Below are 20,734 nucleotides of genomic sequence, written 5' to 3'. Positions count from 1 at the left end.
CATTCTAGCGTGGCGCCAAAAAAAACAAAGGGCGCCAAAAGGCGCCCTTGTCATGTATCAGCGAAACATTACTGGCGAGTGAACTCCGGGTACGCCTCCAGGCCGCACTCGACCACGTCCACGCCCTCGTACTCCTCTTCCTCGCTGACGCGCAGGCCCATCACCGCCTTGATGATGCCCCACACGATCAGGCTGGCTATGAATACCCAGAGGAAGATCGACACCAGGCCCAGCAGCTGCGCGCCGAAAGAAGCGTCGGCATTGGTCAGCGGCACGGCCAGCAGGCCCCACATGCCGGCGACACCATGCACGGAGATGGCACCGACCGGGTCATCGAGCTTGAGCTTGTCCAGACCGAGGATGCTGAACACCACCAGTACACCACCGACACCGCCGATCAGGGTGGCTTGCAGCGCGCTCGGGGTCAGCGGTTCGGCAGTGATCGCCACCAGGCCGGCCAGGGCGCCGTTGAGCACCATGGTCAGGTCGGACTTGCCGAACAGCAGGCGCGCGGTGATCAGGGCCGCGATCAGGCCACCGGCGGCACCCATGTTGGTGTTGACGAAGACCTGGGCCACCGCGTTGGCGTCCTCGATGGTGCTCATTTTCAGCTGCGAGCCACCGTTGAAGCCGAACCAGCCCATCCACAGGATGAAGGCACCGAGGGTCGCCAGCGGCATGTTGGCACCGGGGATGGCGTTGATCTGACCGTTCGCACCGTACTTGCCCTTACGCGGACCGAGCAGCAGCACACCCGCCAGAGCAGCAGCCGCACCGGCCATGTGTACGATGCCCGAGCCAGCGAAGTCGAGGAAACCCGCCGCGTCGAGGAAACCACCGCCCCACTTCCAGAAGCCCTGAACCGGGTAGATGAAGCCGGTCATCACCACCGCGAAGGCGATGAACGCCCACAGCTTCATGCGTTCGGCCACCGCACCGGAAACCACCGACATACAGGTCGCGGCGAACACGATCTGGAAGAAGAAGTCGGCACGCGCGGAGTAGTAAGGCGCGTCCTCACCACCGGCGGCGACCACGTCGACGGCGTTCTCGTCGCCGATCAGGAAGCCCAGGCTCGGCAGGATGCCGCCGTCCGGGCTGGAGTACATGATGTAGTAGCCGACCAGCAGATACATGATCGACGCCAGCGCGTAGAGCACGATGTTCTTGGTGAGGATCTCGGCGGTGTTCTTCGCCCGGACCAGACCGGCTTCGAGCATGGCGAAACCTGCCGCCATCCACATCACCAGCGCTCCGCAGATCACGAAGTAGAAGGTATCGAGTCCGTACTGGACGGGTATCAATGCAGTGCTATCCATGTTTCACCTCTTGCTGTCGCGCTTTGTGCGCTGTTCGGTCCACAGGCCATCGCATGCCGCGTCGATGGCCGGTGCCGCTTTTCGGATTGGCCCCGGGGTTGGCTCCGGGGTGCCCTGAATGGATTACAGGTTGTAGCCACGCTCGTTATGCAGGCTGAGGTCGAGGCCGATGGTCTCCTGCTCCTCGTTCACCCGCAGGCCCATCACCAGATCGATCGCCTTGAGGATCAGGTAGGTGACGATGCCGGTGTACACCACGGTGAACAGCACGCCCTTGAACTGAATCCACAGCTGCAGGCCGATGTTCTCAACTTCGCCGAAGCCACCCAGCATGGGTGCCGCGAAGATGCCGGTGAGCAGCGCACCGACGATGCCGCCGATGCCGTGCACACCGAAGGCGTCCAGCGAATCGTCGTAGCCGAGCTTGCGTTTCAGGCTGGTGGCGCAGAAGAAGCAGACCACCCCGGATACCAGGCCGATGACCAGAGCGCCCATCGGGCCCACTGTGCCGGCAGCCGGCGTGATAGCGACCAGACCGGCAACCACGCCCGAGGCGATGCCCAGTGCGCTGGGCTTGCCGTGGCCGATCCACTCGGCGAACATCCAGCCCAGCGCCGCGGCGGCGGTAGCGATCTGGGTGACCAGCATGGCCATGCCCGCGGTGCCGTTGGCGGCCACGGCGGAACCGGCATTGAAGCCGAACCAGCCGATCCAGAGCATTGCCGCGCCGACCAGGGTCAGGCCCAGGTTGTGCGGCGCCATCGGCGTGGTCGGATAGCCCTTGCGCTTGCCCAGCACCAGGCAGGCCACCAGTCCGGCGATACCGGCGTTGATGTGCACCACGGTGCCGCCAGCGAAGTCGAGCACCCCCCAATCCCACATCAGGCCGCCGTCGCCGCCCCAGACCATGTGCGCGATCGGCGCGTAGACCAGGGTGAACCAGACGCCCATGAACACCAGCATCGCGGAGAACTTCATGCGTTCGGCGAAGGCGCCGACGATGAGTGCCGGGGTGATGATGGCGAAGGTCATCTGGAAGGTGATGAACACGCTTTCAGGGAAGGCGCCGACCAGGCTGTCGGGCGTCAGACCGCTGAGAAAGGCGCGGTCCAGGCCGCCGACGAAGGAATTGAAGTTGGTGACCCCAGCTTCCATACCGGTGGTGTCGAACGCGAGGCTGTAGCCGTAGACCATCCAGAGGATGCTCATCAGGCCGGTGACCGCAAAGCACTGCATCATCACCGAGAGAATGTTCTTCGAGCGGACCATGCCGCCGTAGAACAGCGCCAGCCCAGGGATGGTCATGAACAGCACCAGCGCAGTGGCCGTCAGCATCCATGCCGTGTCGCCTGAATCCAGCGTTGCCTCCTGCGCCAGGGCCAGGCCTGGACTTATCAGAGACAAAAGGGCTCCTAGCCCTGCGAATTTTCGCAGAGTCATGGTTTTACTCCTGGGGCGTGGGGGTTCGGAGGTGCTGCTTAAATCGCGTCGGTATCGGTTTCGCCGGTACGGATGCGGATGGCCTGTTCAAGGTTGACCACGAAGATCTTGCCGTCGCCGATCTTGCCGGTGTTGGCCGCCTTGGTGATGGCCTCGATGACGCGATCGAGCTGATCGTCAGCGATGGCCACGTCGATCTTTACCTTCGGCAGGAAGTCGACGACGTATTCGGCACCGCGATACAGCTCGGTGTGGCCCTTCTGACGACCGAAGCCTTTGACTTCGGTTACGGTGATGCCCTGTACGCCAATTTCCGACAGCGACTCGCGCACGTCGTCCAGCTTGAACGGCTTGATGATGGCAGTGACTAGTTTCATGAAAACTTCTCCCGTTTTAGGTGGACTTGCCCCAGAAGTACGAACCCGGCTCAAGTCTAAGCTCAGTGTCTGGCTCTTGTAACGCTCCGGCTGTAGCCGGTCCGCAGTCCGACACCACCAACCTCTCCGACAAAGCGTCGCGAATCACCGATGCACCGCAACCCGTTGGTGCATGCGTCGCTGGGGACAAAGCAGAATCAGTGCCAGCTTTACGCAATGCCCGTTTTTACGGGGTGCGCACGGATGGAATGGATGCCCGACGGACGGTAGCGGCCAGAACACGCACAATATTGGTGCGCGCATGCACCAGCAGCTGCTCATTTTTTGTGCACGCCACCTGAGAAAGACCGGAAAAAGCCCGTGCTACACTGCGCCCGGTTCAACCACAGGTGTTTTCAATGTTGCCGCCAAAAGCTTTCCTAGATGCCATCGGCTCCCAGGCCTCGCGCCTGTTCAACGGCGAGACGCCGCTGCCGCGTGGCGAGTTCGAAGCCCAGCTCAAGGGCGTGGTCCAGGGCGCACTGAACAAGCTCGACGTGGTCAGCCGCGACGAATTCGACAGCCAGATGGTGGTGCTCGCCCGCACCCGCGCGCGCCTGGAGGCGCTCGAAGCCAAGGTTGCCGAACTGGAAGAAAAGCTCACGCCGCCCGCGTCCTGAAAGACCGGGCCGGCGAAACGATCAAAGGAGTGATCGGATGTCCCTGGCCATAGTTCATAGCCGCGCGCAGATTGGCGTCGAAGCGCCGTCGGTGACCGTCGAAGCACATCTGGCCAACGGCCTGCCGGCACTGACCCTGGTCGGCCTGCCGGAAACCGCGGTCAAGGAAAGCAAGGATCGCGTGCGCAGCGCCATTCTCACCTCCGGCTTCGATTTTCCCGCTCGACGCATCACCCTAAACCTCGCCCCCGCCGACCTGCCAAAGGACGGCGGCCGCTTCGACCTGTCCATTGCCCTGGGCATCCTCGCCGCCAGCGGTCAGCTGCCGGCCGAGCGGCTCGACAATCTGGAATGCCTCGGCGAACTGGCACTGTCCGGCGCCTTGCGCCCGGTCCAGGGAGTCCTGCCGGCTGCCCTCGCCGCTCGAGCGGCAGGGCGCGCGCTGCTGGTGCCACGGGCCAACGCCGAGGAAGCCAGCCTGGCCTCGGGGCTCACCGTCTATGCCGCCGAGCACTTGCTCGAGGTCGCTGCGCACTTCAACGGCATCACGCCGCTCGAACCCTATGTGGCCCAGGGCCTGCTACGACAGATTCAGCCTTACCCCGACCTGGCCGACGTGCAAGGTCAGCAGGCGGCCAAGCGCGGGCTGCTGATCGCCGCGGCTGGCGCGCACAACCTGCTGTTTTCCGGCCCGCCAGGCACCGGCAAGACGCTGCTGGCCAGCCGCCTGCCCGGTCTCTTGCCGCCGCTGGACGAGCAGGAGGCGCTGGAAGTCGCCGCCATCCATTCGGTGGCCAGTCACAGCCCTCTCGAGCATTGGCCGCAACGGCCTTTTCGGCAGCCCCATCACAGTGCATCCGGCCCGGCGTTGGTCGGTGGCGGCAGTCGCCCGCAGCCGGGGGAGATCACCCTGGCGCATCAGGGCGTACTGTTTCTCGACGAGCTGCCGGAGTTCGACCGCAAGGTGCTCGAGGTCTTGCGTGAGCCACTGGAGTCGGGGCATATCGTCATCGCCCGGGCCCGCGACAAGGTGCGTTTTCCGGCGCGCTTTCAGCTCGTGGCGGCGATGAATCCCTGCCCCTGTGGCTACCTCGGTGATCCCAACGGACGCTGCCGCTGCACGCCGGACCAGATCCAGCGCTATCGCAACAAGCTCTCCGGCCCGCTGCTCGACCGCATCGACCTGCACCTGACCGTTGCGCGCGAGGCCACGGCCCTCAACGCCCCGCCGCAGACGGGCCAGAGCAGTGCCGTACTCGCCGACCAGGTAGCCCAGGCGCGGCAGCTGCAACTCGCCCGTCAGGGCTGCGCCAATGCCTTTCTCGACCTCGCCGGATTGCGCAGCCATTGCCAGCTCGGCACCGAGGATCAGGCCTGGCTGGAGCGCGCCTGCGAACGCCTGGCGCTGTCGCTGCGCGCAGCGCACCGCCTGCTCAAGGTGGCGCGCACCCTCGCCGATCTGGAACAGGCCGAGCGAATCAGCCGCCAGCACCTCGCCGAAGCCCTGCAGTACCGGCCCGGCAGTCAAGGCTGAGCCTGCTCTAGCACGGGCTTCGGGTCGCATCGATCAGCGGCGGACAACGGGCATCCTTTGCGGTCTGTGTTAAGTTGGATGGCTTTCGCCACAGGCGGCCACTCCCCAGAAACAACCCGAAGGAGCGCAGCATGGAGGCAAAACAGCCCTCGTCGTCCCACCTCAACGCCCCGGTCTTCTACGGCTCGGCGGTCATCATCCTGGCGCTGGTGATCTACAGCGTCGCTTTCCAGAGTCATGCGCAAACGCTGTTTGGCGATACCCAGGCCTGGATCATCGCCAACGTCAGCTGGCTCTACATCCTCGCCGTTGCACTCATCCTGCTCATGGTGGTGCTGCTGGCGTTCAGTCGTTACGGCGACATCAAGCTCGGGCCGGATCACAGCGAACCGGATTACAGCGCCCTGACCTGGTTCGCCATGCTGTTCTCCGCCGGCATGGGCATCGGCCTGATGTTTTTCGGCGTCGCCGAGCCGGTGATGCACTTCCTCTCACCGCCGGTGGGCGAAGGCGGCACCAGCGCGGCCGCTTATGAGGCGATGAAGATCACCTTCTTCCACTGGGGCCTGCATGCCTGGGCGATCTACGCCATCGTGGCGATGATCCTGGCCTACTTCGCCTACCGCCACGGCCTGCCGCTCACCCTGCGCTCGGCGCTCTACCCGCTGATCGGCGAGCGCATCTATGGGCCGATCGGCCATGCCGTGGACATCTTCGCCATCATCGGCACGGTGCTCGGGGTCGCCACCTCACTGGGCCTCGGCGTCACCCAGATCAACACCGGGCTGAATCACCTGTACGGCCTGCCGGTATCCGTGCCGGTGCAGATCGGCCTGATCATCGCCACCACGCTGCTGGCGACGATTTCGGTGGTCACCGGCCTGGACAAGGGCGTGCGCCGGCTGTCGGAGCTGAACCTGACGCTGGCGGCGCTGCTGTTGCTGATGGTGCTGATCGCGGGGCCGACGGTGTTCATCCTGCAGACTTTCGTGCAGAACACCGGCAGCTACCTGTCGGATATCGTCAACAAGACCTTCAACCTCTATGCCTACGAGCCGAACGACTGGATCGGCGGCTGGACGCTGTTCTACTGGGGCTGGTGGCTGGCCTGGTCGCCCTTCGTCGGCCTGTTCATCGCGCGCATCTCGCGGGGCCGGACGATTCGCGAATTCGTCACCGGCGTGCTGCTGGTGCCGACCGCATTCACCCTGTTGTGGATGACCGTGTTCGGCGACACCGCGATCCACATGATCCTCTGGGAACACGTCTCCAGCCTTGGTGAAGCCATCGAGCAGGACAGTTCGCTGGCCCTGTTCGCCTTCCTCGAGCACTTCCCCTTCTCGGGCTTCATCTCGCTGATCGCGATCATCATGGTGGTGGTGTTCTTCGTCACCTCGGCGGACTCCGGCGCGTTGGTGGTGGACATGCTCGCCTCCGGCGGCCAGCAAGGCACTCCGGTCTGGCAACGCATCTTCTGGGCCGCATCCATGGGTGGGGTGGCCATCGCGCTGCTGCTCGCCGATGGCCTGACCGCGCTGCAGACGGCGACCATCGCCAGCGCCCTGCCCTTCACCATCGCGCTGCTGTGTTCGATGTGGGGTCTGCTCAAGGCGCTGCGCCTGGATGCCACGAAGCAGGGGCTGCGCTACCAGGCCCTGAGCACCTCGCCCAGCGCACCGCGCAGTGCCGGTGGCTGGCAACGTCGCCTGCGTACGCTGATGCTGTTCCCGCGACGCGCCCATGTGGTGCGCTTCATCACCGAAGTGGTGCGTCCGGCCTACGAGGACATCGCCGAGGAAATGCGCAAGCAGGGCTATGCGGTGGACATCAGCGAAGGTGATGATCGTCGCTTGCGCTTCGAGATCACCCACGAAGGCGAGCCAGACTTCATCTACGAAGTGCGCCCGCGGGCCTACGCCATGCCGAGCTTCGTCGCCACCAGCGAGGACGACGAGCGCGAGGAGCGCAAGTACTTCCGCGCCGAGGTGCATCTCAAGGAAGGCGGCCAGGATTATGACGTGATGGGCTGGAGCCGCGAGGATGTCATCAGTGACATCCTCGGCCAGTACGAGAAGCACATGCACTTCCTGCACATGGTTCGCTGAAGCCGAGCTGCGTCCTGGCGCCGGCCAGGACGCGGTCGATCAGTGTGCCAGGCCGGCTGCCAGTCGCTCGGCGCTCATGAAATGCAGCAGCTCGGCCAGCGGCAACGGCTGGCTGACCAGATAGCCCTGCACCTGCTGCGCGCCGAACTGGCGCAGCAGCTCGAGCTGCTCGGTGGTCTCGACACCCTCGGCCACCACATCCAGATCGAGGTTGTGCGCCAGGCCGACCATCGCCTGCACCAGCTGCGACTTCTCGGGCCGCACGACCATGCCGGCGACAAAGCTCTTGTCGATCTTCAGCAGGGTGATCGGCAGGCTGGACAGGTGCACGAACGACGAGAAGCCGGTGCCGAAATCGTCCAGCGAAAAGCGCACGCCGAGCTCGCCCAGCGCATGCATGGCGCTCTGCACCTGCTCGCTGCGGCGCATCACCGCGGTTTCGGTGAGTTCGAATTCCAGCCAGTGCGGGTCGATGCCGCGCTCGTCGATCAGCCGGTTGAGCGTCGGCAGCAACTGACTGTCCTGAAACTGGCGGAACGACAGGTTGATCGCCATGTGCAGTGAATCCGCGCCGCCCTCATGCAGGCTTTGCAGATCGCGCAGCGCGCGGGCGATCACCCAGTAGCCGAGCGGCACGATCAGGCCGCTCTCCTCAGCCATGGGAATGAAGGCATCCGGCCCCAGCAGCCCTCTTTCCGGGTGCAGCCAGCGCACCAGTGCCTCCAGTCCGACGATGCGCCCGCTTTCCAGGCACAGCCTCGGCTGGTAGTGCAGCTCCAGCTCACCGCGACGCAACGCACGGCGCAGCTCGCCTTCCTGATCGGCGAGGCTGCGCGCGCTGCGGCTGACCTGTTCATCGTAGAAACACCAGGTGCAACCCTGGGCCGCCTTGGCCTGGCGCATGGCGATCTGCGCGTGCCAGAGCAGCGGATCGGCGTCGATCCCCTCGCTGGCACGCGCCAGTCCGACGCTGCAGCCCAGCATCAGGCTCTCGCCCTCCACCCAGTAAGGCTCCGCCAGTGCTTCGACGATGCGATCGGCGACCGCCACAGCGCGCTCCGGATCGTTGCGGGTATCGAGCAGCAGGGCGAACTCGTCGCCGCCCAGCCGCGCCAGCATGTCGCCGACCTCCAGCTGCGCCTTGAGCCGCGCCACCACCTGCAGGATCAGGCGATCCCCGGCCTGGTGGCCGAGGGCATCGTTGACGTGGCGGAAGTTGTCGAGATCGAGATAGCCAAGCACCAGGTCCTGTTCCTGATGCTCGGCCAGGGCATCGAACAGCAGCGCCTGGAAGCCCTGGCGGTTGACGATGCCGGTATGCGGGTCCTGCTCGGCCAGCCTTTGCAAGGTTCCCTGCAGGTTGCAGCGCTCGCGCACGTAGCGCAGGCAGCGGCGCAACACCTCGGCACTGAGCTGGTCGCCCACCAGCCAGTCGACCGCGCCTTCCGGCATCTGCGTCGGTTCGTCGTCGAGCAGCAGGATCAGCGGCCAGGGGAAGCGTTCGGCGAGCGCCTGGCATTCCGGTGTCGCCAGCAGCAGGCAGGGCGTTTCCAGATACGCACTGGCCGTGTCCCAATCCGCCGCAATGATCAGCCGTTCCTTGCTGTGCGAGCCCTGCAGGCAGGCGCGCAGCCGCTCGGCCCATTCGGGTCGATCAGCCAACAGCAACAGCGGCATGGATTGAGCGGGCGCTGGCAAGCGGCCTCCGGACTCGGTGATTTGCAAGACGGGCGCTACACGCCCGATTTCCCGCACAGCCCTATGCAAACGCCCTGCCTCCTGCAGCGCGCACAAGACTAATCCATTATTTCGATCAGCCAAGCCCCAACTGCGACGATCGGTGATTTATTGAACCTGCAACGGGCCAGCATCGGCGCGGCAGCCTGTTAAACTCCCGCCCCCGCTTCGAATGACCTGAACACCATGTCCCGACTCAACCCTCGGCAGCAGGAAGCCGTGAACTACGTCGGCGGCCCACTTCTGGTGCTCGCCGGTGCCGGCTCCGGCAAGACCAGCGTGATCACCCGCAAGATCGCCTATCTGGTGCAGCATTGCGGCATCCAGGCCCGCCACATCGTCGCCATGACCTTCACCAACAAGGCCGCGCGCGAGATGAAGGAGCGTGTCGGCAGCCTGCTCAAGGGCGCCGAGGCACGCGGCCTGACCGTGTCCACCTTCCACAACCTGGGCATGAACATCATCCGCAAGGAATACGCACGGATGGGCTACAAGCCCGGCTTCTCGATCTTCGATGACGGCGACATCAAGGCGCTGCTCACCGACATCATGCAGAAGGAATATTCCGGGGACGATGGTGCCGACGAAATCAAGAACTACATCGACAGCTGGAAGAACGACCTGATCCTGCCCGACGAAGCCCTGGCCAACGCACGCAACCCCAAGGAGCAGACCGCCGCCATCGTCTATCTGCACTACCAGCGCACGCTCAAGGCGTACAACGCGGTGGACTTCAACGACCTGATCCTGCTGCCGGTGAAACTCTTCCAGGAGCACGCCGACATCCTGGAGAAATGGCAGAACCGCATCCGCTACCTGCTGGTGGACGAATACCAGGACACCAACGCCAGCCAGTACCTGCTGGTCAAATTGCTGGTCGGCATGCGCAACCAGTTCACCGTGGTCGGTGACGACGACCAGTCGATCTACGCCTGGCGCGGCGCGCGTCCGGAAAACCTGATGCTGCTGAAGGAGGACTACCCCTCACTGAAGGTGGTGATGCTGGAGCAGAACTACCGCTCCACCAGCCGAATCCTCAAGTGCGCCAACATCCTCATCGCCAACAACCCGCACGTGTTCGAGAAGCAGCTGTGGTCGGAGATGGGCCACGGCGACGAGATCCGCGTGATCCGCACGCGCAACGAGGACGCCGAGTGCGAGCGCGTGGCGCTTGAAATCCTCACCGAACACCTGCGTACTCAGCGCCCCTACAGCGACTTCGCCATCCTCTACCGCGGCAACTACCAGGCCAAGCTGATGGAGCTGAAGCTGCAGCACCACCAGATTCCCTATCGCCTGTCCGGCGGCACCAGCTTCTTCGCCCGCCAGGAGGTGAAGGACCTGATGAGCTACTTCCGCCTGCTGGTCAACCCGGACGACGACAACGCCTTCCTGCGGGTGATCAACGTGCCGCGCCGCGAGATCGGCTCTACCACCCTGGAGAAGCTCGGCAACTACGCCAGCGAGCGCGGCATCAGCATGTACGCCGCCGCTGACGAGATCGGCCTCGGCGCGCATCTGGACGGCCGCTACGCCGAGCGCCTGGCGCGCTTCAAGCACTGGATGGACAACGTGCGCCAGCAGTGCGTGGTCAACGAGCCGATCGCCGCCATCCGCAGCATGGTGATGGACATCGACTACGAGAACTGGCTGCGCCAGAACGCCTCCAGCGACAAGGTGGCCGACGCACGCATGGGCAACGTCTGGTTCCTCGTCGACGCGCTGAAAAACACGCTGGATAAGGACGAAGACGGCGACATGACCATCGAGGACGCCATCGGCAAGCTGGTGCTGCGCGACATGCTCGAACGTCAGCAGGAAGAGGAAGAAGGTGCCGAAGGCGTGCAGATGATGACCATGCACGCCTCCAAGGGCCTGGAATTTCCCTCGGTGTACATCATCGGCTTCGAGGAGGAGATTCTGCCGCACCGTTCCAGCATCGAGGCCGACACCATCGAGGAAGAGCGGCGCCTGGCCTATGTCGGCATCACCCGTGCCAAGCGCAACCTGGCGCTGACCTTTGCCGCCAAGCGCAAGCAGTACGGCGAGGTGATCGACTGCACGCCGAGCCGCTTCCTCGACGAGCTACCGCCGGAGGACCTGGTCTGGGAAGGCCAGGAAGACGCGCCGGTGGAGGTCAAGGCCGCGCGCGGCAACGACGCCCTGGCGGCGATGCGGGCGATGCTCAAGCGCTGATCGCAGCGCCTGGGTTCGAGGAGCGTTCAACGCCGGTTTGTATCCCGTCACCTAACCGCGGCATGCTTGGCCGATCGCGGTTTCTGGAGGGATTCGATGTACCACGGTGAACGCTTCAATGCCTGGACGCATCTGGTCGGTGCACTGCTGGCCTGTCTGGGCGCCATCTGGCTGCTGGTGCTGGCGGCGCTCGACGGCGAGCTGGCGAAGATCGTCAGTGCAGCGATCTACGGCCTAAGCCTGATCCTGCTCTACAGCATCTCGACGCTGTACCACAGCCTGCGCGGGCGGGCGAAAGTGGTCATGCGCAAGCTCGATCACCTGTCGATCTACCTCTTGATCGCCGGCAGCTACACGCCGTTCTGCCTGGTCACCCTGGCCGGCGCCTGGGGCTGGACGCTGTTCGGCATCGTCTGGGGCCTGGCCGTGATCGGCATGCTGCAGGAAATCAAGCCGCGCTCCGAGGCGCGGGTACTGTCACTGGTGATCTATGCGGTGATGGGCTGGATCGTGCTGGTGGCGGTCAAGCCGCTGTTCGCCGCCCTCGGTGGCGCCGGTTTCAGCTGGTTGCTGGCCGGCGGCATCTGCTACACGGTGGGCATCGTGTTCTTCGTCTTCGACGACCGTTTCCGCCACTGGCATGGCATCTGGCACATCTTCGTGATGGTTGGCAGCCTGCTGCACTTCATCGCCATTCTGTTCTACGTGATCTGACTCAGCGCGGCTCCAGCGCCGCCACGCTGCCGAGCACCGCTTCCAGCTCGCTCGCCGCGGCGCGCAGCCGTGGCACGAACTCCAGCAGCTGCGCCATCGAGCAGCGAATCACCGGCGCATGGCTGAACAGGCAGGCCAGCAGCTCGCCGTCGGCATCACGCACCGGCACAGCACAGGCGACCATGCCGTCGATGAACTCCTCGGAGTCGGTGCCCAGCTGCTCTTCCCGCACCCGCGCCAGGTCGTCACGCAGCGCGCTGAGGTCGGTCAGGGTGTTGCGCGCCATCCGTTGCAGCGGCAGGCGCGGCAGCACCCGTTCCAGTTGCTCCGGCGGCAGCGAGGCCAGATAGAGCTTGCCGCTGGCGGTGCACCAGAGCGGCGTGTGGCTGCCGATCGGCAGGTTGATCTGCAGCGGCCAGTTGGTCTGCACCCGGTCGAAATAGAGCATGTCCAGCCCATCCGGGATCGCTAGCCCGCAGGTTTCACCGATGGCTTCGGAGAGCTGGCGCAGGATCGCCTGGCGCAACGCCTTGTGCCGACTGCTGCGCAGGATGTTCAGCGCCGCAACGTGCAGGCGCTCGCCCGGCAACAGCCCACCGCGCAGGCCGAACTGCAGGAAGCCTTCCTTTTCCAGCGTCTGCACCAGCCGGTGCGCGCTGGCCTTGGGAATGTCCAGCCGTTCGGCCAGGGCCGTCGGGCTGAGCGGCTCCTTCGCCGCAGCGACCGCCTCGATGATTTCCAGCACGCGGGTGATGGAGGAGCCTTTCTCGCGGGGAATGCTGCGCATCGTCTGCCTTGTCGTTCAATGAGCTGAGCGCCCCGCAGGGCGCGCACGAGTGTAGCGACCGGCACCGTCTGTGCAACGGTGCCGCGAGGGTTACTTCATGGTCGGCATGGCGAACTCGGCACCGGCGCGGATACCGGTGGGCCAGCGGCGGGTCACGGTCTTCATGCGGGTGAGGAAGCGCACCCCATCCGGGCCGTGCATGTTCAGCGGACCGAACACCGAGCGCTTCCAGCCGCCGAAGCAGTGGAAGGCCATGGGCACGGGGATTGGCACGTTGACGCCAACCATGCCGACCTTGACGTTTTCCTCGAACTGCCGCGCGGTGTCGCCGTCGCGGGTGAAGATCGAGGTGCCATTGCCGTATTCATGGTCGTTGATCAGTTGCAACGCCTCGTCGAAGCTCTTCACCCGCACCACAGCCAGCACCGGGCCGAAGATTTCCTCACGGTAGATGCGCATGCTCGGCGTGACACGGTCGAACAGCGTCGGGCCGACATAGAAGCCGTTCTCATGGCCCTCGACCTTGATGCCGCGACCGTCGCAGACCAGCGTCGCGCCCTCTTCCACGCCCAGATCGATATAGCCGCTGACCTTCTGCTGGTGCTCGCGGGTCACCAGCGGGCCCATGTGCGGCTCGGGCTCGGTGCCCAGGCCCGGGCCGGTGCGCATCTGGCCGATCTCGTCTTGCAGCATGCCGACCAGCTTGTCCGCCACCTCGTCACCGACGCACACCGCCACCGAAATCGCCATGCAGCGCTCGCCGGCCGAGCCGTAGGCCGCGCCGATCAGCGAGCTGACCACCTGCTGCGGATCGGCGTCGGGCATCACCACCATGTGATTCTTCGCCCCGCCCAGGGCCTGGCAACGCTTGCCGTGGGCCGAGGCGGTGGCATAGATGTATTCGGCGATGGGCGTCGAGCCAACGAAGCTGACCGACTGCACGCGCTCGTCGGTGAGCAGCACGTCCACGGCTTCCTTGTCGCCGTTGACGATGTTCAGCACGCCGGCCGGAAGCCCGGCTTCGGCCAGCAGCTCGCCGAGCAACATGGTCGCGCTTGGATCCTTTTCCGAGGGCTTGAGCACGAACGTGTTACCGCAGGCGATGGCCACCGGCAGCATCCACAGCGGCACCATCGCCGGGAAGTTGAACGGGGTGATGCCGACGCAGACGCCGAGCGGCTGCATCAGCGAGTTGGAGTCGATGTCGCGGCCGACATTGGAAGAGAACTCGCCCTTGAGCAGGTGCGGGATGCCGCAGGCAAACTCGACCACTTCCAGCCCGCGGGTGACTTCACCCTGGGCGTCGGAAAAGACCTTGCCGTGCTCGCTGGTGATCAGCCGGGCAACGTCGTCACGACGTTTTTCGAGCAACTCCTTGAAACGAAACATGACCCGCGCGCGCACCAGCGGCGGCGTCTTCGACCAGCCGTCGAAGGCGGCCTGGGCGGCGGCAATCGCTTCGCGGGTTTCGTCCGCCGAGGACAGCGAGACGTACAGGCGCGGCTCACCGGTGGCCGGGTTGTAGACGGTGGCGTGGCGCTCGGAGCGGCCGGCGACGGCCTCGTTGTTGATCAGGTTGCCGAGGGTCTGCATGGCTTCACTCCTGGTTCCAGACGGTTTCGTAGAGGTCGATGATTTCCGCTTCCGTGGGCACGCGCGGGTTGTTGCCCGGCGAACCGGAGGCCAGCGCCTGCTTGGCCATGGTCTCGCGCAGCTCGAAGAAGCGTTCGCGGGCGATACCGAACTGCTCGGGGCTCGGCACCTTGAGTTCCTGATTGATGGCACGCAGCTCGACCAGCAGCTTGGCGTTGGCCGTCTCGACATCGTCGGTCTGCGCGGCGACGCCCATGGCGCGGGCGCAGTCGGCGTAGCGCTCGGGCGCCGCGGGAATAGAGAAGGCGGTGATCGCCGGCAGCAGCATGGCGTTGGACAGCCCGTGCGGCACGTGGAAGAAGGCGCCGATCGGCCGGCTCATGCCATGCACCAGCGCCACCGAGGCGTTGGAGAAAGCGATGCCGGCCAGTGTCGCGCCGAGCATCATCGCCTCACGCGCGGCGCGGTTGCCCGGCTCGTGGAAGGCTGCACGCAGGTTCGGCGCCAAGAGGCGCATGGCCTGCAAAGCCTGGGCATCGCTGTAGAGGCTGGCCTTGCGGCTGACATAGGCCTCGATGGCGTGGGTCAGCGCGTCGATGCCGGTGTCGGCGGTGACCCGCGGCGGCAGCGAGAGGGTCAGCTCGTAATCGATCAGCGCGGCGATGGGCATGAAACCAAGGCCCGCGCAGAGCATTTTCTCGTCGCTGGTCTCATCAGTGATGATGGTGAAGCGCGTCGCCTCCGAGCCGGTGCCGGCAGTGGTGGGGATGGCGATCAGCGGCAGGCCGGCTTCGCTGACGTCGCGCGGGAAGCGGTAGTCGCGCATCTCGCCGCCGAACTTGCCGAGTATGCCGATGGCCTTGGCCGAATCGATCGGGCTGCCGCCGCCGAGGGCGACGATGGAGTCGAAGTCGCCCTGGCGGACCATTTCCACGCCGGCGCGAATCGAGGCCGCGGTCGGTTCGGGCAGGGTATCGGCGAAGCACTGGCTGGCGATGCCGGCCTCTTCGAGCTGACCGGCGATACGGGCGACATAGCCCAGTTCGACCATCATGCGGTCGGTGACGATCAGTGGGCGATTACAGCCCAGCTCCTTCAGCACGCGGGCGAGTTGCCCGCTGGCGCCGGCGCCGACTTCCATCAGGCGCGGCAGGACGATGCGATGACTCATGGCACTCTCCGAAATGGACCGCCTGACAAGCTGGCAGCTTCTTATTCTGAGACTTTACGTCTCACTATCGAAACTGGAGAGTAGAAAGCGAACTGACAGCCGTCAATAAAAAACGAGACCGATGGTCTCGTTTTATCTGCTGCGTGGTCGTTATCTGCCATACCGATCAACCCGAAGGTCGCCGGTAGTGGTTTGCCGCCATGGCCAGTCGCTCGGCCACCGCCTGCACCCTTGCCCGTGCTTCCGAGTCGCCCAGCCCCTGCAGATCGGCCTCGACGTTGAGCAGTACGGCATCGACGCCGGCGACCAGCAACAGCACCGCCGCCTCGACATCACAGCGCAGCGACGGCTCGACCATCGGCAAGGCGCGCTCGGCAACGCCCAGCGCCTCGACGCAGGCGTGTGCCGTCGCCAGCGGCACCGCGCATGCCTGCCGCGACAATTCGGGCGCTCGACCCTCGTCCTCCTTCAGATATTCGGAGAAGACCGCCACGTCGTCATCGGCGAAGGCACCGGGACGACCCAGCAGCGAGCGGGCTTCGGCCAGCAGCGCCTCACAGGAAGAACCGCCATGCGCGGCGCTGACCCGCAGCGCCTTAACGATCAGCGCTACGGCGAGGTCCGCGCTGACCGCGGTTACCGCACCGCAGCCGGGCAACGCACGCTCGGCCACGGCGTGGCGAAACTGCGCGAGGCTCAGCTGCCAGAGCCCCTGCCCCGCGCCCGGCCTGTCGGCTTCGCCCATCAGGCCGACTTGGCTCCATCCCAGTGCAGCAGCACATCGAGCATGCGGTTGGAGAAGCCCCACTCGTTGTCGTACCAGGCCATCACCTTGACCAGCTCGCCCTGCACGCGGGTCTGGCTGAGGTCAGCGACGCATGACGCCGGATAGCCGTTGAAGTCGCAGGAAACCAGTGCTTCCTCGTTGCACTCCATGACACCGGCCGGCATCTTTTGCGCACCTTCGCGCAGGATCTGATTGATCGCCTCGACGCTGTCCGGCGCGTTCTCAGCGATGAAGGTCAGGTCGACCAGCGAGACGTTCGGCGTCGGCACCCGCACCGAGAGGCCGTCCAGACGCCCGGCCAGCTCCGGCAGCACCAGGCCGATCGCCTTGGCCGCACCGGTGGTGGACGGAATCATCGACAACGCCGCGGCGCGCGCGCGGTAGAGATCGCTGTGCGCCTTGTCCAGCAGGTTCTGGTCGTTGGTGTAGGAATGCACAGTGTTGAGCAGGCCCTGACGAATGCCGACTGCCTCGTGCAGCACCTTGGCCAGCGGCGCCAGGCAATTGGTGGTGCAGGAGGCATTGGAGACGACGCGCTGATCGCCGAGCAGCTGGTGGTTCACGCCGTAGACCACGGTCAGGTCGCCGCCATCCAGCGGGTGCGAGGCGAATACCCGACCTGCGCCCGCCTGTAGATGCTGCTCGATCAGCGCACGTTTCTTGAACTTGCCGGTGCACTCCAGCACCACATCCACGCCCAACTCCTTCCACGGCAGCTGGGTTGCATCGCGCTCGGCCAGCAGGCGGATCGCTTGGCCGCGCACCACCATTGACTCACCGTCCAGTTCCACCGGTTCGGGAAAGCGACCGAAGGTCGAATCGAAGCGCGTCAGATGCACCAGCGTTTTGTGGTCGCTGAGATCGTTGATGGCAACGACCTGTACCCGATCCTGCAATCCACGCTCGAACAGCGCTCGTACGACGGCGCGACCAATACGTCCATACCCATTGATGGCAATACGCAGCATGGCAAATCTCCTCGGAGGGGGTTGAAAGTCAGTAGTTAGCTTAGGCGGAGTATCCACCCTTGCGTTCATCGCCGAACGACCAGGATCAATTAAGTGGCGAACCCATGTGCCGTTGGCCAGTCGTAAACCTGACGAGGCGGCGGTGCAGGGCCGGCCGCGACCTGAGGCAAATCAGGGGGTGCGTAGCAATGAGCGAGACAACCCGAACACCGTGGTGGATGGGCGCGACCGTTTATCAGATCTACCCGCGATCCTTCGCCGACAGCAACGGCGACGGCATTGGCGACCTCAATGGCGTGCTGCGCCATCTCGATCATCTGCAACAGCTGGGCGTCGATGCGCTGTGGTTGTCGCCGATCTTCCGCTCACCCATGGCCGATGCCGGCTACGACATCAGCGACTATTGCGATATCGATCCGCTGTTCGGTTCGCTGGCCGACATCGACCGGCTGATTGCCGAAGCCCATGCCCGCGGTATCCGCGTGCTGCTGGATTTCGTGCCCAATCACACCTCCGATGAACACCCCTGGTTCGTCGAGTCGCGCAGCTCGCGGGACAATCCCAAGCGCGACTGGTACGTCTGGCGCGACCAGCCGAACAACTGGCGCGCCGCGCTGGGCGCCGGCAGCGCGTGGACCTGGGACGAGCACACCCAGCAGTACTACCTGCACCTGTTCCTGGCCAAGCAGCCGGACCTGAACTGGCGCAACCCCGAGGTGGTCGAGGCGATGCACGACGTGCTGCGCTTCTGGCTCGACCGCGGCGTGGACGGCTTTCGTATCGACGTCATTCATTGCACCGGCAAGGACCCGAGCTTCGCCGACGATCCACGCTGCCAGGCCGGCCAGCCGCTGTCGGACTTCAACGATCAGCCTTACAGCCATGAAGTGCTGCGCGGCCTGCGCAAGTTGGTCGACAGCTATCCCGGTAATCGCATGCTGGTGGGCGAGGTGAACATCCGCTCCACCGAACGCGTGCTGCAGTACTACGGCGCCGGCGACGAGCTGCACCTGGCCTTCAACTTCAATCCGCTCGATGCGCCCTGGGACCCGGTGCTGTTTCGCACCTGCATCCGCGAGGTCGAACACTGGCTGCAACCCGCTGGCGCCTGGCCGACCTGGGTGCTGTCCAATCACGACAACGTGCGCCAGCGCAGCCGTTACCAGGGCTCCGAGCGCGCCTCACGGGCGGCTGCGGTAATGCTGCTCACCCTGCGCGGTACGCCGTTCATCTATCAGGGTGAGGAATTGGGGCTGGAAGACGCGGTTATTACCGCCGAAACCCGAACCGATCCGGGCGGCCGCGATGGTTGTCGCGCCCCGATTCCATGGCAGGCCCAACCGCCACATGGCTGGCAAGGTGCAGAACCCTGGCTGCCCTTCCCGCCTGACGCCAACGAGCTGGCAGCCGAGCGGCAGACTGGTGAAGCGAACTCCATGTTCGCGCTCTACCAGCGCCTGCTGGCCGCTCGCAAAGCCAGCCCGGCGCTGCATCACGGCGATTTCGAAGAACTGGCCTCACACCCCGAAGTGCTTGCCTACCGCCGGCACTTGGGCGGCGATCAGCGACTGGTCTGCATCAACTTCTCCGACCAGCCCCACGCCCACCCGCACGCCGGAGAATGGCACGTCGAGATCGCCAGTGACGGCGTCGGTGAAGGCGCTCCCTACAACGGCACCCTTAACCCAGGGCAGGCCGTCGTGCTGCGCCCAACGGAGAACTGAGCATGCGTCCACTCTGGTACCGCAACGCGGCGATCTATCAGATCGATCCCACCCTGTTTCGTGACAGTAATGGAGACGGCTGCGGCGATCTGCGCGGCATCACCGAGCGCCTCGACTACATTCGCGGCCTCGGCTGCACGGCCGTATGGCTGATGCCGTTCTATCAGTCGCCCTTCAACGACGCGGGCTACGACATCACTGACCATCTGCAGGTGGACAAACGTTTCGGTGATCTGGCCGACATCGTCGCTCTGTTGGAGAAGGCCGAAGAGCTGGGCCTGCACGTCATCATCGAGCTGGTAGTGCAGCACACGTCCATCCAGCACAAGTGGTTTCAGGAGGCGCGCCGCGACCGCGAGTCGCCCTATCGCGACTACTACATATGGGCCGACGAGCCGGACGACTTCATGGAGCCGATTTTCCCGACGGTCGAGGACAGCATCTGGACTTGGGACGAGGAAGCCGGCCAGTACTACCGCCATCTGTTCTACAAGCACGAGCCGGATCTTGACCTGACCAACCCGAAGGTCATCCACGAGATCGAGCGGATCATGTCGTTCTGGCTGCGCCTAGGTGTTTCCGGTTTCCGCATCGACGCCGCGGTGCACATGGTGCGCCAGGCAGGCGGCGGTGAACTGGAGAAAGGCTACTGGCTACTCGAACACATGCGCGACTTCGTGACCATGCGCCGGCCCGAGACTGTGCTGCTCGGCGAGATCGACACCGATCCTGAGAAGTACGTCGAATACTTCGGCGACGAGGCCGATCGCGTCACTCTGCTGCTGGATTTCTGGACCAACAATCACCTGTTCCTGGCCCTGGCACGGCAGCAGGCCGAGCCGCTGGTGCGCGCCCTGAACAGCCAACCGCTGCCGCCCAGTCATTCGCAATACGCGCTGTGGATCCGCAACCACGACGAGCTGAGCCTCGACCGGCTGGAGGAGGATGAGCGCAACGAGGTGATGGAGACCTTCGCCCCCGACGAGAACATGCGCGCCTACAACCGCGGCATTCGCCGGCGGCTCGCGCCGATGCTCGACGGCGACGAGCGACGCATCGCGGCCACTCATGCGTTGCTGTTCTCGCTGCCCGGCACGCCGATCATCCGCTACGGCGAGGAAATCGGTATGGGCGATGACCTCGACCGCCCCGAGCGACTGGCCGTACGCACGCCCATGCAGTGGTCCAACGAACCCAACGCCGGGTTCTCCTGTACCAAAGGTGAGCTGGCCGCACCGGTGATCGACGAAGGGCCCTTCGCCTTCGACAGGGTCAACGTATTCGCCCAGACCCTGCGCAGCGACTCGCTGATGGCACGCACCGGCAACATGATCCGCACCCGCATCGGCCTGCGCGAGATCGGCATCGGCAAGCGGCGCACGGTGGAGGTGGACGACCCGAGCGTGTTCGCCATTCGCCACGACAACGATTCCACGGTGCTGATGCTGGTGAATCTGGCGGACCGCGAGACCACCGTGACGATCACCGACGACGACCTGCAGGACATGGTCGATGTACTCGCCGACTGCGACTACGGGCAGCCCGACGGCACCCCGCTCCAGCTGCGGCTGGGTCCGTACGGCTACCGCTGGCTGCGGCGCAAGCAGCAACTGTTCGGATAGG

16 protein-coding genes are annotated in these 20,734 nt (G+C 64.9%); 7 read left to right on the top strand and 9 right to left on the bottom strand.

Features of this window, described 5'->3' with window-relative positions:
- Nucleotides 1–68: 68 nt before the first annotated feature.
- The 3 genes from RT582_RS01230 to glnK form a co-directional block, all read right to left on the bottom strand.
- On the bottom strand, nucleotides 69–1,319 hold the full coding sequence (locus RT582_RS01230) for an ammonium transporter (RefSeq protein WP_313476245.1): 1,251 nt from the start codon (nucleotides 1,317–1,319) through the stop codon (nucleotides 69–71).
- 123 nt (nucleotides 1,320–1,442) lie between these two features.
- Nucleotides 1,443–2,759 (bottom strand): ammonium transporter, encoded by a 1,317-nt coding sequence (locus RT582_RS01225; RefSeq protein ID WP_278446203.1) that lies wholly within the window; start codon nucleotides 2,757–2,759, stop codon nucleotides 1,443–1,445.
- Nucleotides 2,760–2,797: 38 nt separating this feature from the next.
- Nucleotides 2,798–3,136, bottom strand: coding sequence for a P-II family nitrogen regulator (gene glnK, locus RT582_RS01220; protein ID WP_003096476.1), 339 nt, complete (start codon nucleotides 3,134–3,136; stop codon nucleotides 2,798–2,800).
- Nucleotides 3,137–3,534: 398 nt separating this feature from the next.
- Here glnK and RT582_RS01215 point away from each other — a divergent pair, with 398 nt between their 5' ends.
- From RT582_RS01215 to RT582_RS01205, 3 genes are all read left to right on the top strand, one after another.
- Nucleotides 3,535–3,795: an accessory factor UbiK family protein gene (locus tag RT582_RS01215; RefSeq protein WP_013981620.1), complete on the top strand. Its 261-nt coding sequence runs from the start codon at nucleotides 3,535–3,537 to the stop codon at nucleotides 3,793–3,795.
- Nucleotides 3,796–3,832: 37 nt separating this feature from the next.
- Complete coding sequence (locus tag RT582_RS01210; protein ID WP_312943613.1) at nucleotides 3,833–5,329, top strand: YifB family Mg chelatase-like AAA ATPase; 1,497 nt, start codon at nucleotides 3,833–3,835, stop codon at nucleotides 5,327–5,329.
- A gap of 131 nt (nucleotides 5,330–5,460) precedes the next feature.
- A complete protein-coding gene (locus RT582_RS01205; RefSeq protein WP_014821771.1) occupies nucleotides 5,461–7,434 on the top strand; it encodes a BCCT family transporter in 1,974 nt (657 codons plus the stop codon).
- 39 nt (nucleotides 7,435–7,473) lie between these two features.
- Here the strand turns inward: RT582_RS01205 and RT582_RS01200 are convergent, their stop codons facing one another.
- Nucleotides 7,474–9,111: a putative bifunctional diguanylate cyclase/phosphodiesterase gene (locus tag RT582_RS01200; protein ID WP_023444605.1), complete on the bottom strand. Its 1,638-nt coding sequence runs from the start codon at nucleotides 9,109–9,111 to the stop codon at nucleotides 7,474–7,476.
- Nucleotides 9,112–9,357: 246 nt separating this feature from the next.
- Between RT582_RS01200 and rep the strand changes: the two genes are divergently transcribed.
- Nucleotides 9,358–11,367 (top strand): DNA helicase Rep, encoded by a 2,010-nt coding sequence (gene rep, locus RT582_RS01195; protein ID WP_023444604.1) that lies wholly within the window; start codon nucleotides 9,358–9,360, stop codon nucleotides 11,365–11,367.
- Nucleotides 11,368–11,463: 96 nt separating this feature from the next.
- The gene (trhA, locus tag RT582_RS01190) at nucleotides 11,464–12,081 is read left to right on the top strand and encodes a PAQR family membrane homeostasis protein TrhA (RefSeq protein ID WP_312397170.1); all 618 of its coding nucleotides are present in this window, start codon (nucleotides 11,464–11,466) and stop codon (nucleotides 12,079–12,081) included.
- Between the two features lies 1 nt (nucleotide 12,082).
- On the opposite strand, the gene RT582_RS01185 is transcribed toward trhA, so the two are convergent.
- The 5 genes from RT582_RS01185 to gap form a co-directional block, all read right to left on the bottom strand.
- The gene (locus RT582_RS01185; protein ID WP_312916629.1) at nucleotides 12,083–12,868 is read right to left on the bottom strand and encodes an IclR family transcriptional regulator; all 786 of its coding nucleotides are present in this window, start codon (nucleotides 12,866–12,868) and stop codon (nucleotides 12,083–12,085) included.
- A gap of 90 nt (nucleotides 12,869–12,958) precedes the next feature.
- Nucleotides 12,959–14,461 (bottom strand): CoA-acylating methylmalonate-semialdehyde dehydrogenase, encoded by a 1,503-nt coding sequence (locus RT582_RS01180; RefSeq protein WP_313476241.1) that lies wholly within the window; start codon nucleotides 14,459–14,461, stop codon nucleotides 12,959–12,961.
- A gap of 4 nt (nucleotides 14,462–14,465) precedes the next feature.
- Nucleotides 14,466–15,632, bottom strand: a complete 1,167-nt coding sequence (locus tag RT582_RS01175; protein WP_313409113.1) for an iron-containing alcohol dehydrogenase — start codon at nucleotides 15,630–15,632, stop codon at nucleotides 14,466–14,468.
- Nucleotides 15,633–15,798: 166 nt separating this feature from the next.
- The gene (locus RT582_RS01170; RefSeq protein WP_313476238.1) at nucleotides 15,799–16,377 is read right to left on the bottom strand and encodes a cyclodeaminase/cyclohydrolase family protein; all 579 of its coding nucleotides are present in this window, start codon (nucleotides 16,375–16,377) and stop codon (nucleotides 15,799–15,801) included.
- Nucleotides 16,377–17,387 (bottom strand): type I glyceraldehyde-3-phosphate dehydrogenase, encoded by a 1,011-nt coding sequence (gene gap / locus RT582_RS01165; protein ID WP_104098063.1) that lies wholly within the window; start codon nucleotides 17,385–17,387, stop codon nucleotides 16,377–16,379. Before gap ends, RT582_RS01170 begins: the two co-directional genes overlap by 1 nt.
- Before the next feature lie 188 nt (nucleotides 17,388–17,575).
- Between gap and RT582_RS01160 the strand changes: the two genes are divergently transcribed.
- Together RT582_RS01160 and RT582_RS01155 are read left to right on the top strand one after the other, a co-directional pair.
- Nucleotides 17,576–19,111, top strand: a complete 1,536-nt coding sequence (locus tag RT582_RS01160; protein WP_313476234.1) for an alpha-amylase family glycosyl hydrolase — start codon at nucleotides 17,576–17,578, stop codon at nucleotides 19,109–19,111.
- 2 nt (nucleotides 19,112–19,113) lie between these two features.
- Nucleotides 19,114–20,733 (top strand): alpha-amylase family protein, encoded by a 1,620-nt coding sequence (locus tag RT582_RS01155; RefSeq protein ID WP_313476232.1) that lies wholly within the window; start codon nucleotides 19,114–19,116, stop codon nucleotides 20,731–20,733.
- Nucleotide 20,734 lies beyond the last annotated feature (1 nt).

It is taken from the genome of Stutzerimonas kunmingensis (assembly GCF_032106285.1).
Classification (GTDB): domain Bacteria; phylum Pseudomonadota; class Gammaproteobacteria; order Pseudomonadales; family Pseudomonadaceae; genus Stutzerimonas; species Stutzerimonas kunmingensis_B.
Note: the sequence above shows the minus strand (reverse complement) of the source record. Positions and strands in the feature narration are given on the sequence as shown.